The sequence below is a fragment of the Pseudomonas sp. YQ_5 genome (assembly GCF_043103305.1).
In the GTDB taxonomy this organism is placed as follows: domain Bacteria; phylum Pseudomonadota; class Gammaproteobacteria; order Pseudomonadales; family Pseudomonadaceae; genus Aquipseudomonas; species Aquipseudomonas putida_Y.
On sequence record NZ_JBICJS010000021.1, the window covers coordinates 1 to 18975 of the forward strand.

General features: G+C 61.7%; 18 protein-coding genes. 10 read left to right on the plus strand and 8 right to left on the minus strand.

The genetic code is table 11. The features are described 5' to 3' along the window. The 8 genes from ACF8EA_RS03810 to ACF8EA_RS03845 all read left to right on the plus strand — a co-directional run. Positions 1 to 1527: acetolactate synthase large subunit (locus tag ACF8EA_RS03810; protein ID WP_392521141.1), on the plus strand; the 1527-nt coding region annotated here is incomplete at its 5' end. 338 nt (positions 1528 to 1865) lie between these two features. Continuing rightward, the gene (locus ACF8EA_RS03815; RefSeq protein ID WP_392521142.1) at positions 1866 to 2762 is read left to right on the plus strand and encodes a nitrilase family protein; all 897 of its coding nucleotides are present in this window, start codon (positions 1866 to 1868) and stop codon (positions 2760 to 2762) included. A gap of 10 nt (positions 2763 to 2772) precedes the next feature. After that, positions 2773 to 3927, plus strand: coding sequence for a hypothetical protein (locus tag ACF8EA_RS03820; protein WP_392521143.1), 1155 nt, complete (start codon positions 2773 to 2775; stop codon positions 3925 to 3927). Beyond that, positions 3924 to 4913 carry an asparaginase gene (locus ACF8EA_RS03825; RefSeq protein WP_392521144.1) on the plus strand — a complete coding sequence of 330 codons (990 nt, stop codon included), beginning with the start codon at positions 3924 to 3926 and terminating at the stop codon, positions 4911 to 4913. The genes ACF8EA_RS03820 and ACF8EA_RS03825 overlap by 4 nt, the downstream gene beginning before the upstream one ends. A gap of 91 nt (positions 4914 to 5004) precedes the next feature. Then, entirely contained in the window at positions 5005 to 5556 is a 552-nt protein-coding gene (locus ACF8EA_RS03830; RefSeq protein ID WP_392521145.1) for a UPF0149 family protein, read from the plus strand. A 168-nt stretch (positions 5557 to 5724) separates the two neighbouring features. Beyond that, positions 5725 to 6354 (plus strand): glutathione S-transferase family protein, encoded by a 630-nt coding sequence (locus tag ACF8EA_RS03835; protein ID WP_103462089.1) that lies wholly within the window; start codon positions 5725 to 5727, stop codon positions 6352 to 6354. 27 nt (positions 6355 to 6381) lie between these two features. Next, positions 6382 to 8418 (plus strand): pyridoxamine 5'-phosphate oxidase family protein, encoded by a 2037-nt coding sequence (locus ACF8EA_RS03840; RefSeq protein WP_392521146.1) that lies wholly within the window; start codon positions 6382 to 6384, stop codon positions 8416 to 8418. A gap of 108 nt (positions 8419 to 8526) precedes the next feature. Further along, the gene (locus ACF8EA_RS03845; protein ID WP_392521147.1) at positions 8527 to 9423 is read left to right on the plus strand and encodes a LysR family transcriptional regulator; all 897 of its coding nucleotides are present in this window, start codon (positions 8527 to 8529) and stop codon (positions 9421 to 9423) included. A gap of 73 nt (positions 9424 to 9496) precedes the next feature. On the opposite strand, the gene ACF8EA_RS03850 is transcribed toward ACF8EA_RS03845, so the two are convergent. From ACF8EA_RS03850 to ACF8EA_RS03885, 8 genes are all read right to left on the minus strand, one after another. After that, positions 9497 to 10366: an aldose 1-epimerase gene (locus ACF8EA_RS03850; RefSeq protein WP_392521148.1), complete on the minus strand. Its 870-nt coding sequence runs from the start codon at positions 10364 to 10366 to the stop codon at positions 9497 to 9499. A 25-nt stretch (positions 10367 to 10391) separates the two neighbouring features. Continuing rightward, a complete protein-coding gene (locus ACF8EA_RS03855) occupies positions 10392 to 11315 on the minus strand; it encodes an EamA family transporter (RefSeq protein WP_021784475.1) in 924 nt (307 codons plus the stop codon). A 66-nt stretch (positions 11316 to 11381) separates the two neighbouring features. After that, complete coding sequence (locus ACF8EA_RS03860) at positions 11382 to 12662, minus strand: TRAP transporter large permease (RefSeq protein WP_021784476.1); 1281 nt, start codon at positions 12660 to 12662, stop codon at positions 11382 to 11384. Beyond that, positions 12663 to 13190, minus strand: a complete 528-nt coding sequence (locus ACF8EA_RS03865; protein ID WP_392521149.1) for a TRAP transporter small permease — start codon at positions 13188 to 13190, stop codon at positions 12663 to 12665. Between the two features lie 65 nt (positions 13191 to 13255). Beyond that, positions 13256 to 14227 (minus strand): TRAP transporter substrate-binding protein, encoded by a 972-nt coding sequence (locus ACF8EA_RS03870; RefSeq protein WP_021784478.1) that lies wholly within the window; start codon positions 14225 to 14227, stop codon positions 13256 to 13258. Between the two features lie 65 nt (positions 14228 to 14292). After that, positions 14293 to 15174, minus strand: coding sequence for an SMP-30/gluconolactonase/LRE family protein (locus ACF8EA_RS03875; RefSeq protein ID WP_392521150.1), 882 nt, complete (start codon positions 15172 to 15174; stop codon positions 14293 to 14295). A gap of 22 nt (positions 15175 to 15196) precedes the next feature. Next, on the minus strand, positions 15197 to 16003 hold the full coding sequence (locus ACF8EA_RS03880) for an NAD-dependent epimerase/dehydratase family protein (RefSeq protein ID WP_392521151.1): 807 nt from the start codon (positions 16001 to 16003) through the stop codon (positions 15197 to 15199). Between the two features lie 402 nt (positions 16004 to 16405). Continuing rightward, positions 16406 to 17644 (minus strand): OprD family porin, encoded by a 1239-nt coding sequence (locus tag ACF8EA_RS03885; RefSeq protein ID WP_392521152.1) that lies wholly within the window; start codon positions 17642 to 17644, stop codon positions 16406 to 16408. Between the two features lie 744 nt (positions 17645 to 18388). Between ACF8EA_RS03885 and ACF8EA_RS03890 the strand changes: the two genes are divergently transcribed. After that, complete coding sequence (locus ACF8EA_RS03890; RefSeq protein WP_103463479.1) at positions 18389 to 18628, plus strand: type II toxin-antitoxin system RelB/DinJ family antitoxin; 240 nt, start codon at positions 18389 to 18391, stop codon at positions 18626 to 18628. Beyond that, positions 18618 to 18905, plus strand: a complete 288-nt coding sequence (locus ACF8EA_RS03895) for a type II toxin-antitoxin system RelE/ParE family toxin (RefSeq protein ID WP_103463480.1) — start codon at positions 18618 to 18620, stop codon at positions 18903 to 18905. Before ACF8EA_RS03890 ends, ACF8EA_RS03895 begins: the two co-directional genes overlap by 11 nt. Positions 18906 to 18975 lie beyond the last annotated feature (70 nt).

Genomic DNA, 18975 nt, shown 5'->3' on the forward strand with positions numbered 1-18975 from the left:
ATCAAGCTGGTACTGACCCGTCACGAGCAGTCTGCAGGTTTCATGGCTGCCACCTACGGTCGCTTGACTGGCAAGACCGGCGTCAGCCTGTCGACCCTCGGGCCTGGTGCCACCAACCTCGTGACCGCCAGCGCCTACGCCTACCTGGGCGGCATGCCGATGATGATGATCACCGGGCAGAAGCCGATCAAGAAGTCCAAGCAGGGTCGCTTCCAGATCATTGACGTGTGCGGCATGATGGACCCCATCACCAAGTACACCCACCAGTTCGCCTCGGCCGACAACATCCCGGCCCGCATGCGCGAAGCCTTCCGCCTGGCCGAAGAGGAAAAGCCCGGTGCGGTGCACCTGGAGCTGCCGGAAGACATCGCCGCCGAGCAGACCGACGCGCTGCCGATCCCGCGCAGCCTGCACCGCCGCCCGCTGGCCGAGCACGTGGCCATCGAAGCCGCTGTAGAAAAACTGCAGAAGGCCCGCAGCCCGATCCTGGTGATCGGTGCCGGCGCCAACCGCAAGATGACCGCCAAGGTCCTCAAGCAACTGATCGACAAGACCGGCATCCCGTTCATCACCACCCAGATGGGTAAAGGCGTGGTCGACGAGCGCCACCCGCGCTTCTTGGGTAACGCTGCCCTGTCGTCCGGTGACTTCGTCCACCGCGCCATCGAAGCGGCCGACCTGATCATCAACATCGGCCACGACGTCATCGAAAAGCCGCCGTTCTTCATGGTCCGTGGCGGCACCGAAGTCATCCACATCAGCTTCCGCTCTGCCGAAGTCGATGCCGTGTACTTCCCGCAGGTGGAAGTGATCGGCGACATCGCCAACGCCGTGTGGCAGATCGGCGAAGCCTTGACCGAGACTTCGCACTGGGACTTCACCCGCCTGATGGCCATCCGCGAAGCCAACGAAGCACAGATCGCCGAAGGCGCCGACGACGACCGCTTCCCGGTCTACCCGCAGCGCATGGTTGCTGACATCCGTCGTGTACTGCCGTCCGAAGGCATCGTCGCCCTGGACAACGGCATCTACAAGATCTGGTTCGCCCGCAACTACAAGGCGCACAAGCCGAACACCGTGCTGCTGGACAACGCCCTGGCGACCATGGGCGCCGGCCTGCCATCGGCAATGGCTGCGCACCTGGTGCACCCGGACCGCCCGGTAATCTCGGTGTGTGGCGACGGTGGCTTCATGATGAACAGCCAGGAACTGGAAACTGCAGTACGTCTGGGCATGCACATCACCGTGGTGATCCTGCGTGACGACGGCTACGGCATGATCCGCTGGAAGCAGGCCAACATGGGCTTCACCGATTTCGGCCTGGACTACGGCAACCCGGACTTCGTCAAATATGCCGAAGCCTACGGCGCCAACGGCCACCGCGTGGAAAGTGCCGAAGGCCTGCTGCCGCTGCTGGAGCACTGCATCAAGACCCCGGGCGTGCACGTGATCGACTGCCCGGTCGATTACAGCGAGAACGACCGCATCCTCAACAGCGAGCTGCGTGCGCGCGCCCTGGCGGTCTAAGGCCTGACAACCTTATCGCTGTAAGTCGGCACTCACAGGTATCTCACGATCCTGTAGGTGCCGGCGGGTGGTGCATAGCAACCACTTCACGCCTTTTTTGCATCGTCGGCGCCGGAGTTAACGGCTTGCTTCAGCACAGTTCAATGGCGGCTTCACCCTTGAGTACTACCCACACTATCTGCTTGGGAAATAACGGCGTACGGGGCATTTTGTAGGGGGAGTCCTACTGCGATTATGTAGTTTTCCTTTGGTCCCATAGGACCCTCCTGACTGTCGCTCCCTGACCCAACATCGCTTTACTGGCGTCCTTCCAAAACAACCACAAAAAGGAAGCCGCCATGTCTGAATCCTGTTCCCCCGTCAGCCCCGTACGTATCGCTGTCATCCAGTACGACCCTCAGGTCGGTCTTGAACACTGTGAGAGCAACGTGAGCAGAGGCCTGGCATTGGCCCGGCGCGCAGCACGCGAAGGTGCCAACCTGATCGTACTGCCTGAACTGGCCAACTCGGGCTACACCTTCAACTCCCGTGCCGAAGCCTATTCCCATGCGCAGGTGCTGCAGGACGGCCCTTGCCTGAAAACCTGGGCCGACTTCGCCAAGCAATACCAGGTATACCTGGCTGCGGGGTTTGCCGAACGCGACGGGCTGAAGCTCTACGACAGTGCAGTGCTGTTTGGCCCCGAAGGCCTGCTTGGGCACTACCGCAAGGCGCATCTGTGGAACCAGGAAAAGCTTTGGTTCACCCCCGGAGATTTGGGGTTTCCGGTATTCGAGACGCCTATCGGCCGTATCGGCCTGCTGATCTGCTGGGACATCTGGTTCCCGGAAGTACCGCGGGTGATGGCCGCGCAAGGCGCCGACATCATCTGCAGCCTCAACAACTGGGTATGGACCCCGCCGCCGTTGTTCGATGATGCAGGGCGTTGTATGGCTTCGTACCTGACCATGACGGCAGCCCATGTCAACAACGTTCATATCGCCGCCGCGAACCGTGTCGGCAGCGAGCGGGGCGGGCGCTTCCTGGGCTGCTCGCTGATCGCCGGTACCAATGGCTGGCCAATCGGCGAGGTGGGCAGTGCAGAAGCCGAAGAGATTATCTATGCCGATGTCGATTTAAGCAGTGCACGCTCGGCACCGATCTGGAACAACCTCAACGACCTGCCAAGAGACCGGCGAACCGATCTCTACGATGCCACCCTTGGCTATCGCTTGCATGCACCTATGCCACGTTGAGGAGTTGCGAATGAACACGCTCCTCTTCTCACGACAGCAGTATTGGCTTGCGTTGATGTTCGGCTGCCTGCTGGTGTTTCTCGCTGTAAGCCTTGCCCATGGCCAATGGCCGAATTATGCACAGAGGGTGGCGACGCTCAATGAGCCGCTCAGCCGCTTGCGCTGGATTGTTGGTGATATCAGTGAAGTGGCTTTCTACAAGCACGAACTGCCCGCGCTTGGCTTGCTGCTGGGCGCGTGCCTGGCACACTGGGCGCAGCTGCGAGGATACCGCTGGCAGGGCTTTGCCATTTGCTATGGCAGCGGATTATGGCCATGGGTGTTTACCAGCTCGCTTTTGGGCTTGCTGCTCAGTCATGTGTTGTGGGGATGGACCTTGGCCAGTGGTACTTGGCAACCCACCTTCGTTGCCTTCGTGTCATTGCCTGCAGCCATGGTATTGCTTTTTGGTGCGGGCTGGCGGGTAACGATCACGGGGGCACTACTGGGGGCGCTACTGGTAACACCGGCCAGCCTGCTGATGGTCAATTACCTGTGTTATCCCCTGCAGTTGCCAGTGGTAGTGGGCAATGTGAGTGGCATGGCAGTGGCAAGCGTCGTGGCCTTCATCCTGTGCAAGCGCTTTCCTTCATGGGTACGCCAATACCGTGAACCCACCGTCGTGGAGCCGGCTGTCAAACAGCCTGATTACGGTGTGGTCTGGACTTTACGGCGGGTTCTGGCCGACTTCAGCGAAGCCCCATTCTTTGGTAATGAACTGGCCAGCCTCGGGCTATTGCTGGGTGTGTTGCTGGCTTACCTGTTGAGCCCGGCTGCTGTGTCATACGGTTCGATGCTGGTGATGCAGATAGTGGCCGGCCAAGCCCTGGCATCCCTGGTCGGCGTTGCAATCTGGCGAGGACAGTGGAAAGCCCGTGGGTGGTACCCTACCTACATTCCGATTGTGTCGATCGTCCCCGCCGCGGTGTTGACACATGGCGGCAGCTGGCAAGTGGTGGTGGCCAGTGCAGTGCTGGGTGCACTGGTGGCTCCGCCGCTGGCAGTGGCGATCACTCAGCGGTTGCCGGCCTATGTGCATGGCTACATCGGCAATGTGGTGTCGATGGCCATCTGCACGCTTGGCATCGTGCCGGTAGTCGGGTTGATTGTGGGGGGAGAAGCATGAGTGAACATTCGAGCCTGCCCAGGCTGTCGATCGCTACTCTGGGCGGTACGGTCAGTATGCAGGCCTGTGCTGTCGGGGATGGTGTAACGCCAAGCCTGGATTGTGAGCGGCAATTGCTTCAGGTTCCACAGTTGCGCGAGATGGCGCAGTTGAACGTTGCTTCATTGTGCCTGCTCCCGAGTGCATCGCTGGGCTTCGCGACGTTGCTGGAGGTGTTGGCATGGGCCCGGGGCGAAGTGGAGCGCGGGGCTCAGGCCTTGGTATTGAGCCAAGGGACCGACAGCCTTGAGGAAACGGCCTATTTCCTGGACCTGCTCTGGTCATTCGATGTGCCATTGGTGATGACCGGTGCCATGCGCTCGGCGAGTCAGCCGGGCAATGATGGGCCGGCCAACTTGTTGGCTGCGGCTCAGGTTGCATTGGCACAAGACAGCCGTGGGCGAGGTGTGCTTGTGGTCATGAATGATCAGGTCCACTGCGCGGCAAGGGTTCGCAAGACGGCCAGCCTGGCGATGGCGGCATTCGAGTCGCCCGGATGTGGCCCGTTGGGCGACGTTGTGGAGGGTGTTGTGTTGTATCGCCATCCGCCCGGGCGACGGAAAGTGTTGCCGTTACCGTATCGCACCGACCAGCGCGTTGCCCTGCTGGAAGCCTGCCTGGACGCAGACACGGCGCTGCTGCGGGCTGTGGCCACATTGGGTTATGAGGGGTTGGTCATCGCCGGTTTCGGTGCTGGGCATGTTTCCGCCAGTTGGTCCGAAGTGCTGGAACACCTGGCGCCCACCTTGCCGGTCATGGTTGCTACGCGCACAGGTAGAGGGCCTACAGCCCGGGCTACCTATGGGTTTGTTGGTGCAGAGATCGACCTGCAGAAAAAGGGCGTCTATATGGCTGGGCAACTCTGCCCGCGCAAATGCCGCATCTTGCTATGGCTGCTGATCGGCACCGGCCGACAGCATGAGCTGCAGGACTGGTTGCACTCCTGAGCCTTCTGCCCGCGCGATCATTCGCGCGGGCAGCCCTTCCGGCGTTGCTGTGCTAGGGTGCACACACTTTTGCTTCCCAGGATTCTTACCCATGCTCCCCGTACTCAGCGAAAAAGAACTCGACCGCCTCGAAGACCTGCTGATCACCTATGGCAATGACTACTCGGTGCTGAACCTGGCCGAGCTCAATGGCTTTTTCGTCGCACTCGCCAGTTCGCCGATCACTGTCCTGCCGGAACAATGGCTGCCGGCGGTAGCGGGTGGCAAGGTACCGAAGTTCAAGAAGCCCGCGCATGAGGAGGCCTACACGGCATTGATGCTGCGTTATGCCAGCCAGGTGGCAGAAGAACTGAGCAATGAGGTCGACCAGTTCGAACCGCTGTTCGAGGAACGCGAAGGCGAGCAGGGCACTGTGATCGTGATGGAGGAGTGGTGTTTCGGCTACATGCGCGGTACCCAGATTGCCGGTTGGGGCGAGTTGCCACCGGAGCAGGCCTTGCTGCTCAAGGCCATTTCGCTACATGGGCTGGAGGATAATTTCGAGCTGCTGGACCAGATGAGCGATGAGGATATCCAGGCCTGTGTGCCGCAGGTGGTCGAGGCTGCGCGTGGGCTGTACCGACATTTCAAAAAGCTGCACTGATCGGATCGTTGGCTAGCGCTCACCTGTAGGCGCCAGCGCAGTGTTTGGAAGCCATTATTCCGCCCCGCGAAATTATGGTTTCCCCTGCGCACTGATTCTGTTGCTAGCCGATCCAGTGCAGCATGTGCTCCATCAGCCCCAGCCCGGCGCTGACCAGGAGCCAAGCCCATGTCGAACCCGATCAAGCTGTACAACTTCCCCAAGTCTGGCCATGCCCATCGCATCGAGTTGATGCTCTCGCTACTGAACCTGCCCACCGAGTTGGTGTTCGTCGACTTGGCCAAAGGCGCCCACAAGCAGCCGGACTTCCTTGCCCTCAACCCGTTCGGCCAGGTTCCAGTCATCGATGACAACGGCACGGTGATTGCCGACTCCAACGCCATCCTCGTCTACCTGGCCAAAAAGTATGACAACGGTGCCTGGCTGCCCGAAGAACCTGCCGCCGCTGCCCGTGTGCAACGCTGGCTATCGGTCGCCGCCGGCCCGCTGGCATTTGGCCCGGCAGCCGCCCGCCTGGTCACGGTGTTCGGGGCTTCGTTCAATACCGACGAGGTGATTTCCCGTGCCCACACCTTGCTCAAGGTGATCGATGCCGAGTTGGCCAACACGCCATTCCTGGCGGGTAGCACACCCACGATCGCGGACATTGCCAACTACTCCTACATCGCTCACGCCCCCGAAGGCAACGTGTCGCTGGAGCCGTATGCCAATGTGCGCAACTGGCTGGCGCGGATCGAGGCACTGCCGCGTTTCGTCCCCATGCCGCGCACCGTGATCGGGCTGCAAACCCACGCCTGAAACCCCGCCATCGCGAGGAGCGCCGCCATGCAACAGTCTCCTGATCACCGCCCCTCACCCTGGCATGCGGGTGAAAAGACCCTGCAGGAAAAGGTCGGTGTAGCAGAACGCATGGAGGCGTTCGGGCAAAAGGTCATTCGTGACCACATGCCCGACCAGCACCGGACGTTCTATCACCAGTTACCGTTCATGGTCGCCGCCAGTGTGGATGCCCAGGGCCGGCCTTGGGCCACGCTGCTGGAAGGGCCAGAAGGGTTCGTAAGCTCGCCCGACCCTCGTATGCTCACGATCCACACCACGTTGCCAGCGGAGGACCCCGCCACCCCCGGGTTGGCAGCCGGGCAGGCCGTCGGTCTGCTGGGGATCGAACTGCACACCCGTCGGCGCAATCGCATCAACGGGCAGATCCGCCACGCTGCACAGGGGCAACTGCAAGTGGCCGTAGAGCAGGCGTTTGGCAACTGCCCGCAGTACATCCAGTTGCGTGACTACACCCGCGTCACCGAACCCGCCCGTGGGCGCTTCGATGCGACAACACTGGATACCTCAACCGTCAGCATGATCCAGGCTGCCGATACCTTCTTCGTCGCCAGCTATGTCGAGCATGCTGACGGCCAGCGCTCGGTGGATGTCTCCCACCGTGGTGGGCGGTCAGGCTTCATCAAGGTCGAAGGCAATCGGCTCACCATTCCCGACTATGCTGGCAATCTGCATTTCAACACCTTGGGTAACCTGGTGGTCAACCCGCGGGCCGGCTTGCTGTTCATCGACTTTAAAAATGGCAATGTGTTGCAACTGTACGGGCGTGCCGAGGTGCTGCTGGACAGCCCGGCCATCCAGGCCTTTGAAGGCGCGGAGCGGTTATGGACACTGCAGGTCGAGCAGGTAGTGTGGCGTCCGGCTGCCGTTGCCCTGCGCTGGGCTTTCAAGGAGTACGCGCCGACCAGTCTGATGACCGGTACCTGGGCCGAGGCCGATGCGCGCCTGGAGCAGCGGCAACAACAGCGCCAATGGCTGGCCTGGCGGGTGCTGCGGGTGGAGCAGGAAAGCCGCGACATCCGCTCGTTCTATCTCGAACCACCGGCAGGCTGCCGTGTGGCCTTTGCCCCTGGCCAGCATCTGCCTGTGCAAGTGCCGCGTGATGGCGAGCCGGCGCTGATCCGCACCTACAGCCTTTCAAGTGCCCCCGACGATGGATTCTTGCGCATCAGCGTCAAAGCCCAGGGCCCGGCTTCGCGGTATTTGCATGAGCGCGTTGTGGCCGGCGATGTGTTGAATGTGCGCCCGCCGATGGGCAGCTTCACGCTTGACCAGCAAAGCACGCGCCCGTTGGTGCTGATCGGCGCGGGCGTGGGTATCACGCCGTTGCTGGCCATGCTGCGCCAGCAGTTGAGGACAGGGCAGGCCCGGCGCATTCATCTGTTCCATGGCGCACGCAGCCTGGCCGACTTGCCGTTCCAGCAGGAACTGGCGGCCTTGCGGCAACAGGCTGGCGAACTACTGCATATACACCGCGCCCTGAGCCAGCCTGAAGGGCACGCGCAGGTCGGTCGTGATTACGAGTTTGCCGGCCGGTTGGGTATCGAACAGGTCAAGGCAACGCTGGCGTTGGACGACTACGATTTCTACCTGTGTGGCCCGGGCAGCTTCACCCAGCAGCTTTACGAAGGGCTGCGTGGGGTGCATGTGCCGGATGCGCGGATTCACGCCGAAGCGTTTGGCCCGTCGACGCTGCGGCGGCACACCGACGCAGACCAGCCAATCCTGCAACAGCCACCTGCCGCTGACGAACCGGTGCCGGTGTATTTTGCCGCGTCGGCCAAGGAGGCTCGCTGGGTACCCGGTAGCGGCACCTTGCTGGAACTGGCCGAGGCGCGTGGGCTGGCACCGGAGTTCAGTTGCCGGGGTGGTTCGTGTGGTACCTGCAAGACCCGGCTGGTGAGCGGCCAGGTGCATTATCCGAATCCGCCGGCAGAGTTGCCGGAGGCAGGGTCGGTGCTGATCTGTTGCGCTGTGCCGGCGAAGGTGGAGGAGGGGGGGCAGGCGTTGGTGCTGGATGTCTGATTCAAGCCAGTCGCAGGTGCGGGCTTGCCCGCTAAGAGGCCGGCACAGCTAACACCAGGCATCCAGATGAAAGATAATCCCCACGCCTCTTAACCTTCAGGAGCCCGCATGGACCAGATCCACCTGATGAAGGTGTTCGTCGCCGTCGGCGAGCTGGAAAGCTTCGCCGCTGCTGCTCGCCGTCTGGACATTTCCCCGGCCGCCGTCACCCGCGCCGTCAGCGCCCTGGAAGAGCAGCTCGGGGTCAAGCTGTTGCTGCGCACAACACGCAGCGTGCGCCTGACCGAGGCCGGCGGCCGCTATCTGGAAGACACCCGGCACATCCTCGCCAGTATCCACGAGGCCAATGAAGCCGCTGCCGGTATCAATGCGACTCCCAGGGGCGACCTGGCAGTGACCGCGCCAATCCTGTTCGGCAAGAAGTTCGTCATGCCGTGCATCGTCCGTTACCTGCAGCAGTACCCGGAAGTCGATGTTTCCGCGTTCTTTCTCGACCGCGTGGTGAACATGGTCGAAGAGGGCATGGACGTGGCCGTGCGCATCGGGCCGTTGCCCGACTCCGGGTTGAAGGCGCTGCGGGTGGGCAGGGTGCGGCGCATGTTGTGTGCATCCCCCGACTACCTGGCGCGTCATGGTGTGCCAAAGCACCCGTCGGACCTGGCCGGGCATGCGGTAATCGGCACCACCAACCTGTCGCCGCGGGCCGGTTGGCGCTTCGGCGTGACCGACGAGCCGACCTTGGTGCGCATGAAGCCACGGCTGACGGTAACCAGCAATGACGGGGCAATCGCCGCTGCCAGCGGCGGGCTGGGCATTGCCCGGCTGCTGTCGTATCAGGTCGTCGACGAACTGGCCAGCGGGCAGCTGCAGGTGCTGCTGGCCGAGTACGAAGAGGCGCCCTGGCCCATTCATGTGCTGCACCGCGAAAGCAAGTACGGTTCGGCCAAGGTCAGGGCCTTTATCGACATGCTGGCGCAAGGATTGCGCGATCAGCAGCTGGATTGAGAACCTGCATCGCGTCGAGAAATGATGCGAAACAATGTTTGATACCGTGGCGGCCGTTTTTCACGCAACCCGCTCACAACGCCTGATACTGCATCCTGAACCCCAGGTTCATTGCCTCCCCTCGGTGCAACAATCGCAACCCTGGCCGCGCTGGCAGGTGGTGCGCATTGATGGGGTGGCTAACCGGCTCAAAGCAGAAAAAACCTTGCCCTTGCGGGCAAAACAGCAAGAAGTGTCCAGCCTCGTTGGCACTGCACGCCAGTCGATAACCCGCGCTGGGCTGTTCGATCACGCACTCCCCTGGCCAGCCACTGAAGGCGTGATCAACCACTGCCTCGGGCAAACGCCTCATGGCATTGAAACGCCATTGCTCAGGCACCTCGGCCTCGTACGAAGGCAACCGCCCATCCTCGGCCAGCCACACCTTGCGCGCAGTTGCGTACAACTTGGTATCGGGATACCGCGGAAAGTAGGGATGCAGCCCCAGGCCATACCAGGTAGCTGGCTCACCCTGGTGCATCACATGCAGGTCCAGGTTCAGGCAACCTTCATGCAGGTGCACATCCAGCGTGGCCTGGTAGGCAAACGGCACGGCACTGTCCAGCGTCAACCGAGCTTGCTGTTCACTGTGGTGTTCTACCTGCCAGGCCTGTTGCCAGGCACTGCCATGAATCGGGTAAGGGTCATGTCCGGTATTCGCTAACAGTGCCTGCCACCCCTCGGGCCGGGCAAAGCCACCCTCGCCAATACGGTTGGACCACGGCGCCAGCGGGTAGCAGGCCAGGCGTCGGGGTGTACCGCTGGCCAGCGCGGCCGCGTCGGTATGGCGCAGCAGTGCCTGCCCGGTCGCCTTTACCTGCCAGTTGACCAGGCTGGCGCCCACTTCCGGGGCCAGGCTCAGGTGTGTCAGGCGGTCTTGCAGGTGCAGTTCGGTCACAGCCATGCAGGGCTCCTTTGTGGAAGATCAATCATTTGGCCCGGCGGTAGGTGAGCAGCACGATACCGCACACCACCACCGCGCCGCCGACCAGCTGCACAGTGCTCAGGTGCTGGTCGAGCAAGGCCCAGCCCAGCAACAACGTGGCGATGGGTTCAACGTTCATTACCGGTGCGTTCTGCGCCATGTTCAGGCGAGGGACACAGACGAACAGCAAGCTGAAGGCCAGGCCATACAGCACTACCAGAGTGGCCAGGGCCGCCCAGCCACTGCTGCTGCCTGGCAGTGACAAACCGGATGGGATCACCCCGCTTGCGCCTGCAACCAGCATGCTGGAGAACACGATCAGCAGGGTCAGCAGGCTGCGTACAGGGCCGCGCACGGCAGCCAGTTTTTGGTCGGTGATCCACAAGGCACAGGCAAAGGCACAGGCCGCGCCGAAAGCCAGGCTTACCCCTAATGCCCAGTGCGGGTTGGCCGCAGCGCTGTCGGCCAGGTGTGCCGGCACATCCAGCGCCAGTACCAGGCCGCACAGAATCAGGCCCATGAACAACACCGTGCGGCCGGTGGGGCGTGCACCGCCCAGTGCCCATGTGAGCAGCGCCAGCAGCATCGGGAACGTGTTGCCCACCAGCAGCGCCAAGGCTACCGGAATGCGTGCGACTGCCGAATAAAGGCACAGGCTTTGGGTGGCGATCAGCAGGCCGAGCAGCAGTTGCCAATGCCGGGTACCGGCGGGCAGGCTCAGGGCCTGGCGTTGCCACAGCAGCAGGCAGGCAAGCACCAGCAAGGTAATACCTGAACGGCAGAGAATGGCCAGCAGCACGCCGGTGCCGTTGTCGAATGCGATGCGAGCGGCAATGTGGTTGCCGGCGAATGAACAGGCCAGCAGGGCCAGCAAGGCGATTGCCAGTTTGCGTGGGAATAGAGGTACAGCCGAGGAGGGGGCAGCCATGTGCAGGATCCGTTGCAGGTAGGGCCAAGGGGGCTGCTTTGCAGCCCATCGCAGCCCCGGTTTTATTTACAGCACCACACTGGGCAGCCACAGCGAGATGGCCGGAATGTAGGTCACCGCCATCAGCACCATGAACAGCGCCAGGTAGAACGGCAGCATTGCCTTGATCGTCGACTCGATGCTCACCTTGCCGATGGCTGAGCCGACGAACAGCACGGCGCCCACCGGCGGTGTGATCAGCCCGATGCCCAGGTTCACCAGCATGATCATGCCAAAGTGCACCGGGTCCACGCCGATACCGGTGATCACCGGCAACAGGATCGGCGTAAGAATCAGGATCAGCGGCGCCATGTCCATCACCGTGCCCAGCAGCAACAGCATGAAGTTGATGCACATCAGGACCACATAGCGGTTGTCCGAGAGGGTCAGAAACGCCGTGGTGATCTTTGACGGGATCTGCATCAGCGTCATCACGTAACCAAAACTGGCAGCAAAGCCGATGAGGATCATCACGATCGAGATGGTCCGTACCGTGCGGTGCATCAGCTTGGGCAGGTCGCGCCACTTGTAGTCGCGGTAGATGAACATGGTCACGAAGAACGACCACACCACCGCCACTGCTGCCGATTCAGTCGCGGTGAACATGCCCGACAGAATGCCGCCCAGAATGATCACCATGGCCATCAGGCCCCACAGCGCTTCGCCGGCTATCTTCAACGCCTGGCGCATCGGGATCACTTCACCCTTGGGGTAGTTGCGCTTCTTGGCAAAGATCAGGCACAGGCCCATCATCACGGCGCTCAGCAGCAACCCGGGCATCACACCTGCCATGAACAGCGAGCCAATGGAAACCGTACCGCCCGCCGCCAGCGAGTACAAAACCGAGTTGTGGCTGGGCGGAGTCAGCAGCGCCTGTACCGAGCCGCTGACGGTCACGGCGGTGGAGAACTCGCGCGGGTAGCCTTTGCGCTCCATCTCCGGGATCAGCACCGAACCCACCGACGCGGTGTCCGCCACCGACGAGCCGGAGATTGCGCCGAAGAAGGTCGAGGCCATGATGTTGACCAGCGACAGCCCGCCACGCACGAAGCCCACCAGTACCCCGGCAAACGCCACCAGTCGCCGTGACATTCCGCCTTCGGCCATGATCGCACCGGCCAGCACGAAGAACGGAATCGCCAGCAGCGAGAATTTGTTAACCCCACTGGCCACCTGGATCATCATCGCCTGAAGCGGGATGTCGATCCACCAGGCGCCAATCAATGCCGACAGGCCCAGGGCGTAGGCCACTGGCATGCCCAGCAGAATAAGGGCAATGAAGCTGCCCAACAGAATGAACGCATCCATTTATGCTGCTCCTTCGTTTTCTTCCAGGTGGTCGAAGCGCACAACCTTGCGGTGGCTCTGATCGCCCAGCAGGAGCCTTTCCAGCACAAAGACCAGGGTCAGCAAGCCACCGATCGGGATCGGCGCATAGGTCATGCCCACCCGCACCCCCGGCAGTGACGCCAGAAACTGGTTCCAGGTGGTGATGCACAGCTTGGTGCCGTAGTACGTCATGAACACGCACACCAGAATCATCAGCACTTGCACCAGTAGCGCGGCCAGGCTGCGCTGCATCGGTGGCAGGCGGTCGGTGATCATCGTCACCGCCATGTGTGCCCCGGCCCGGTAGCTTGCGGCGGCGCCGACGAAGGTGAACACCACCATCAGCAGGATGGCCACTGGCTCCGGCCAGCTGGCGCCGGTGCCGAGCACGTAGCGGGCGAAGATGCCCCACGGAATGATCAGTGACATGGTCAGGATCGACAGGCCGGCAACCCAGGTGCAGGTGCAGTACAGCGTGTCGTTCACACGCAGGAACAGGTTTTTCATGGGCATCACCAAAGCGGCAATGCGGCGGGCGCCGCGCTGCCGAGGTCGTTCGGGAAGGGGCGCGGTTACTGGACAGCGTTGATACGTTTCATCAGGTCGGCGTACTGCGCGCCGTATTTTTCGCGTACCGAAGCGGTGGCGTCGTAGAACGGCTTCTTGTCGACGGTAATGAATTCGACACCGGCGGCCTTGAGCTTCTCTTCGCTGGCGGCGGTCTTGGCATCCCACAGCGCGCGCTCTTCCATCTGTGCTTCACGCGCCACCTTCTTCACCAGCGCCTGCTGCTCGGGGCTGAGCTTGTTCCAGGTGGTCTTGGACATCACAACCGGCTCCGGGAGGATCAGGTGGCCAGTGAGGGTGTAGTACTTGGCGCTCTGGAAGTGGTTGTGCTCAAGTAGCGTGGGCGGGTTGTTCTCGGCACCATCGATCACGCCAGTCTGCAGGGCACTGAAGATTTCCCCGGTGTCCATGGCGATGCCGTTGCCGCCCATGGCGTTCATCATGTCGATGAACAGCGGGTTGCCCTGCACGCGAATCTTCATGCCCTTGAGGTCTTCCAGGCTGCGCACCGGCTTTTTCGTGTAGATGCTGCGCGAGCCCCCATCCATCCAGGCCAGGGCTACCAGGTTGAAATCGGAATTGGTGATCTTGTCGAGAATTTCCTGGCCGATCTCGCCGTCGATGATCTTGCGCATGTGATCATGGTCGCGGAACACGAACGGCATGTTGAACACGTTCACATCCGGCACCACCGGGCCGACTATCCCTAAGCTGACACGGGTCATTTGCACGGCACCGATCTGTGCCTGTTCGATCACTTCCTTTTCAGAACCCAGAACGCCGCCGGCGAACATCTTGAAGGTGATTTCGCCATTGCTGGCGTCTTCCAGCTTTTTACCCATGTTCTGTTCCGCCACCACGGTCGGGTACCCGGCCGGGTGAATTTCGGCGAACTTGATGTCCAGCGCCGAAGCAGGCATGGCCACGCTGAAGGCGAACGGGAGTACGGCAAGGAGCAGCTTGCGTTTGAACGTCATGATGAAACTCCGTGGTTTTTATTATCTGGTTTCGTGGGTACAAGTGTGGGTATGGCTAGGGGGCTTCAGCCCCGGTAGGCAGGTTCCTCCAGGCCCTTGGTGCCCGGGTCGAGGGCAAATACCCCGCCAGCCAGGGGCTGGTCGCTGAGGTCGATGCCCGTGGGGCGGATCGAGGTAACGTACAGAATGTCCAGGCTGGCGCCGCCAAAGGCACACATTGCCGGCTTTTTCACCGGCACGCGGAGCGATCGGTCGAGGCGACCTTCGGGGGTGAAACGGTGGATCTGCCCGGCGTCGTTGCCGCAGATCCAGTAGCAGCCGTCCTGGTCAATGGCGGCGCCATCCGGGCGGCCGGGGTAGTCGCGCATGTCGATGAACAGCCGTTTGTTGTGCGGTGTGCCGCTGTCGATGTCGTAGTCGAAAGCCCACACCTTCTGCACGTTCGGGTGCGAGTCGGACAGGTACATGCGCGTGCCGTCGGGGCTGAAGGCCAGGCCGTTGGGCACGATCATGCCGTCCTGCTGCAGGTGCAGGTGGCCTTCGCCGTCCAGCCGGTACAGCGCGCCCACGTGGGCACCTTGCTGCATGTCCAGCAGCATGGTCCCGGCCCAGAAGCGGCCCTGACGGTCGCAGCGGCCATCGTTGAAGCGCATGCCGGCCTGAGCGTGCTGCACGTTGCTGAGCAGCCGGCTGTCCAGGCTGCCGTCCGCCATGGCCTGGAGCTGAAAGATGCCGCTTTCCATGCCCGCAACCCAACCCTGACCGCTGCGGGCGATGCAGGCCAGCATCTCGTCGCCCTGCCAGCACTGGTGTTTGCCATCGGCCGCTTGCCAGCGATGCAACTGGCGAGCGGGAATGTCTACCCAGTACAAGGCCTGTTCACCGGGGTGCCACACAGGGCTTTCGCCGGTACCGTTGCGGGCGTCGACGATCAGTTCGCAGTTCATGGCCGTGCCTCCTGGCGAGGGGTCAGTTGAACGGGCCGGCCACGGCGAAAGCGCCGCCCTGGTAGACCATGCTCGGGTCATCGGCGGCGGGGGCCGGTTGGGCCTCCACGGCAGCGCGGAAGGTTTCGGAGCTGTCCTTGGGTACATAGCCCAGGTGCGCGGCATGGCGGTTGTCCCACCACACGGTGCGATTGTCGGACGCGCCATAGACAATGGTGTGACCAACGCCGGGGGTGAACAGCCCGCGTTCGATCAACTGCACCAGGTCGTCGTAACTGAGCCAGGTGCAGAGCATGCGCAGGTTTTGTGGCTGCGGGAACGACGAGCCGATGCGAATGCTGACGGTCTCGATGCCGTAGCGGTCAAAATAGAAGCTGGCCACATCTTCGCCGTAGCACTTGGACAGCCCGTAATAGCTGTCGGGACGGCGCGGCGCGTGAGCGTCGATGCGCTCATCCTGGCGATAGAAACCGATGGTGTGGTTGGAGCTGGCGAAGATGATGCGCTTGACCCCATGCTTGCGCGCCGCCTCGTACACGTGGAACACGCCGCAGATATTCGGGCCGAGAATCTCTTCGAAGGCGTGCTCGGTAGAAACCCCGCCGAAGTGGAGGATGGCGTCTACGCCCTCGACCAGGGCATGCACCGCAGCCTTGTCGGCCAGGTCGCAGGTAATGACTTCTTCATGCGGGCCCGCGGCCGGGGCCATGGGGCTGATATCAGACAGGCGCAGGACCTCGGCGTAGCCTTGCAGGCGTTCGCGAAGGACCTTGCCCAGGCCGCCTGCGGCTCCGGTGAGCAGCAGGCGATTGAAGGGAGTAGTGGTCATGGCCAGCTCTTGTTGTTAATTGTTGTAGGTTGTCGTATGACTTGGCTGATTATTGGCGGTGGTTCTGTGTGTTGTCAATGAGGCTTGGGCGGCTTTTGCCGGCCTTTTCTCGTGTAAAAATACGAAAGGCCTGCGCGGTCGCCCTTAGGAGCGGGTTTACCCGCGAAGAGGCCGGCCCCTGCTGGCCAATCTCCACCCGCCGTTCACCGTTGCCGCCACCACCGTATTCGCGGGTAAACCCGCTCCTACACCTGATCAATGTTGGACACAGGTCGGTGGTTGGGCACAGGCCGTTGTAGGAGCGGGTTTACCCGCGAAAGGGCCGGGCCTGCTGGCCAATCTCCACCCGCTGTTCACCGTCGCCGCCGCCACCGTATTTGCGGGTAAACCCGCAGGTCTTGATCAGAGCAGCGACAATGGATAGTTGAAGATCAACCGGTTCTCATCAAACTCGTTATTGCTGTAATCCCGGCGAATCGACGCGTTACGCCATTTCACGCTCAAATCCTTGAACGCCCCGCTCTGGATCACATACGCAAGCTCCGTTTCACGCACCCACTCCTTGCCATCGGTCACGCCCCCGCTGTGCACATCGCGCCCGCTGATGTAGCGGTTCATCAGGGTCAACCCCGGTACCCCGACGGTGACGAAGTTGAAGTCATGGCGCACCTGCCACGAACGCTCGTTGGCATTGTCGAAGCTGGAGTTGTAACTATCGTTGGCCAAGGTCCCGCCACTGGTGCCGTTCACCCGCATCCAGGTATCACCATCGACTTTCTGCAGCCCCACCCAGAAGGTGCTGCCGCCGTACTTGGCCGAGAACATCCCCGAGTAGGTCTTGTTGTCCAGCTGCCCGGCGCGTTCGGAGCCGTCCTCGTCGCCATGGAAGTAGCCCAGGTTGGCCCCCAGGGTCCAGTCACCCACCGGCTGGCTGTGGCTCAGTTGCAGGTATTGCTGCTGGTACACGTCCTTCAGCACCGCATTCCAAAGCCCCACCAGCGTGCGGTCCTGGTTGAACTTGTACTCGCCGCCGACGAAGTTGAAACGGTCCGACACGCCGCCGCCGTAGCTCATGTCTTCCATGCTCGCGTCGTTACGCGGGCTGTTGCCGCGGAACTGGCCGCCGTACAGGGTCAGCCCGGCGATTTCGTTGGAGGTCACCTGCCCGCCACGAAATGTTTGCGGCAACGAACGCCCGTCGTCCGAACGCAGAATCGGCAGCACCGGCATCCATTCACCGATCTTCAGTTCGGTCTTGGAAATACGCGCCTTGCCCGCCACTGCCAGGCGCCCGTAATCGTCGGCTGGCCGGCCATCGTCATGGCGAGGCAGCAACGCCGTACCATAAGTGCCGCCACCACCGTCGAGCTTGGCCGACCACATCCCCAGCACATCAACGCCAAAGCCGATTGGCCCTTCGGTGAACCCCGAGCGGGCATCGAGAATGAAGCTTTGCGTCCACTCCTCGGCCTTGCTTTGCGGGTTGCTGGGGTTGGTGAAGTTGCGGTTGATGTAGAAGTTGCGCAACCCGAGGGTGGCCTTGCTGTCTTCGACAAATCCCGCAGCCAGGCTGGTGCCCGGCAGGCCGGCGATAACCCCGGCGCCAAGCAGGGCGAAGGGCAGGGTGTGGCAGATTTTCATTATTGTTGTGCTCCCTAAGGGTGTGGCAGCCCGTCCACCGGGCACGCGCAAGCGGCCTGCGGCAGGGGCGGGTAGATAACGGGCCGGTCAGGGCCAGGGGTGAACGCGCGGTAACCGGGCGCTACGTACTGGCAGGCGTACGCGAGCTGGCCGGGGGAAGAGGGGTATGCAACAGACGTAGGTGTAGGGGGATGGATGTCGACATGAGTTCGTCCACTGATTGTTGTTTTTGTTATGCGTTGTCGTACAACTGTGGGCGATTATTAGCAAGGGGGAGGAGGGCTGTCAACGGCTGATCGCAGAGCAATAAGGTACTAGACGCCAAAAACTGAGCGGCAGAGGCTCTACCCTGAACGCGCTGCAGGCATACTACAACTGCCTTGCACCATGCCACGCACGTACGCGAGCGGGCTTGCCCGCGAACACGGGTAAAGCCCGCGCCATCCACCCCATTGGCTGCCTCGCACCGCAAACTGGGGAAAGGTTACAATTCAAATCGAAACAGCGGTGGCCCCATCCCCGAGCCTGCGCTATCTTCAGATCTGGCCTCGCCCTTGACCACTTAGACTGGCATGTCCAGTCCCGGCATCCTTGCTGGTGCCGTACCCCTCCTGTCGGCAGGGGCGAGGCCTCTTAATTTGAAGGGAATGGCGCTGTGGTCACTTCCGGCAGACAAACTGCCATTGCAGAATAGCCAAGATCAGTGCATTGTAATGACAATCGTCTTTACATGAGGGCTATGTCATGGCTTCTATCAATATCCGCGTCGACGATGATCTCAAAGCCCGCGCCTACAAAGAGCTCGATCGCCTCGGTGTCACCCCCTCCGAACTCATGCGCCAGGCCCTGCAATATGTAGCTGAGCGGGGCAAGCTACCCTTTCGGCCGGTCCTGATGACCGAGGAAGATGAAGACCTCATTGCCACTGCACAAGAGCGGCTTGCTTCTCCGCAGCGCGTGAGGGTCCAGCTGGATGACCTATAGCCTCGACTTCGATGCCCGCGCATTGAAAGAGTGGAAGAAGCTGGGCGATACCGTGCGTCAGCAGTTCAAGAAGAAACTGGCAGAGGTCCTGCTGAACCCTCGAATCGAGGCAAACCGCCTTCACTCGCTGCCGGATTGCTACAAGATAAAGCTTCGCAGCAGTGGGTACAGGCTGGTTTATCAGGTCATTGACCAAGAGATCGTGGTTTTTGTCGTCGCTGTCGATCGTCGTGAAAGAGACCAAGCTTACAAAAAGGCTGCTGAGCGACTTGAGTAGGCTTCAAGGATTTGGCGGTCCCAGGTCGCAATCTCAAGGTAAATCACCGCCTCAAAGCTAGAGCTCTACT

Coding starts and splice junctions, on each gene's coding strand:
- ACF8EA_RS03820 (WP_392521143.1), top strand. CDS start 2,773: ATGAACACGCTCCTCTTCTCACGACAGCAGTATTGGCTTGCGTTGATG.
- ACF8EA_RS03815 (WP_392521142.1), top strand. CDS start 1,866: ATGTCTGAATCCTGTTCCCCCGTCAGCCCCGTACGTATCGCTGTCATC.
- ACF8EA_RS03860 (WP_021784476.1), bottom strand. CDS start 12,662: ATGGATGCGTTCATTCTGTTGGGCAGCTTCATTGCCCTTATTCTGCTG.
- ACF8EA_RS03840 (WP_392521146.1), top strand. CDS start 6,382: ATGCAACAGTCTCCTGATCACCGCCCCTCACCCTGGCATGCGGGTGAA.
- ACF8EA_RS03855 (WP_021784475.1), bottom strand. CDS start 11,315: ATGGCTGCCCCCTCCTCGGCTGTACCTCTATTCCCACGCAAACTGGCA.
- ACF8EA_RS03880 (WP_392521151.1), bottom strand. CDS start 16,003: ATGACCACTACTCCCTTCAATCGCCTGCTGCTCACCGGAGCCGCAGGC.
- ACF8EA_RS03890 (WP_103463479.1), top strand. CDS start 18,389: ATGGCTTCTATCAATATCCGCGTCGACGATGATCTCAAAGCCCGCGCC.
- ACF8EA_RS03850 (WP_392521148.1), bottom strand. CDS start 10,366: ATGGCTGTGACCGAACTGCACCTGCAAGACCGCCTGACACACCTGAGC.
- ACF8EA_RS03845 (WP_392521147.1), top strand. CDS start 8,527: ATGGACCAGATCCACCTGATGAAGGTGTTCGTCGCCGTCGGCGAGCTG.
- ACF8EA_RS03885 (WP_392521152.1), bottom strand. CDS start 17,644: ATGAAAATCTGCCACACCCTGCCCTTCGCCCTGCTTGGCGCCGGGGTT.
- ACF8EA_RS03835 (WP_103462089.1), top strand. CDS start 5,725: ATGTCGAACCCGATCAAGCTGTACAACTTCCCCAAGTCTGGCCATGCC.
- ACF8EA_RS03825 (WP_392521144.1), top strand. CDS start 3,924: ATGAGTGAACATTCGAGCCTGCCCAGGCTGTCGATCGCTACTCTGGGC.
- ACF8EA_RS03870 (WP_021784478.1), bottom strand. CDS start 14,227: ATGACGTTCAAACGCAAGCTGCTCCTTGCCGTACTCCCGTTCGCCTTC.
- ACF8EA_RS03830 (WP_392521145.1), top strand. CDS start 5,005: ATGCTCCCCGTACTCAGCGAAAAAGAACTCGACCGCCTCGAAGACCTG.
- ACF8EA_RS03895 (WP_103463480.1), top strand. CDS start 18,618: ATGACCTATAGCCTCGACTTCGATGCCCGCGCATTGAAAGAGTGGAAG.
- ACF8EA_RS03865 (WP_392521149.1), bottom strand. CDS start 13,190: ATGAAAAACCTGTTCCTGCGTGTGAACGACACGCTGTACTGCACCTGC.
- ACF8EA_RS03875 (WP_392521150.1), bottom strand. CDS start 15,174: ATGAACTGCGAACTGATCGTCGACGCCCGCAACGGTACCGGCGAAAGC.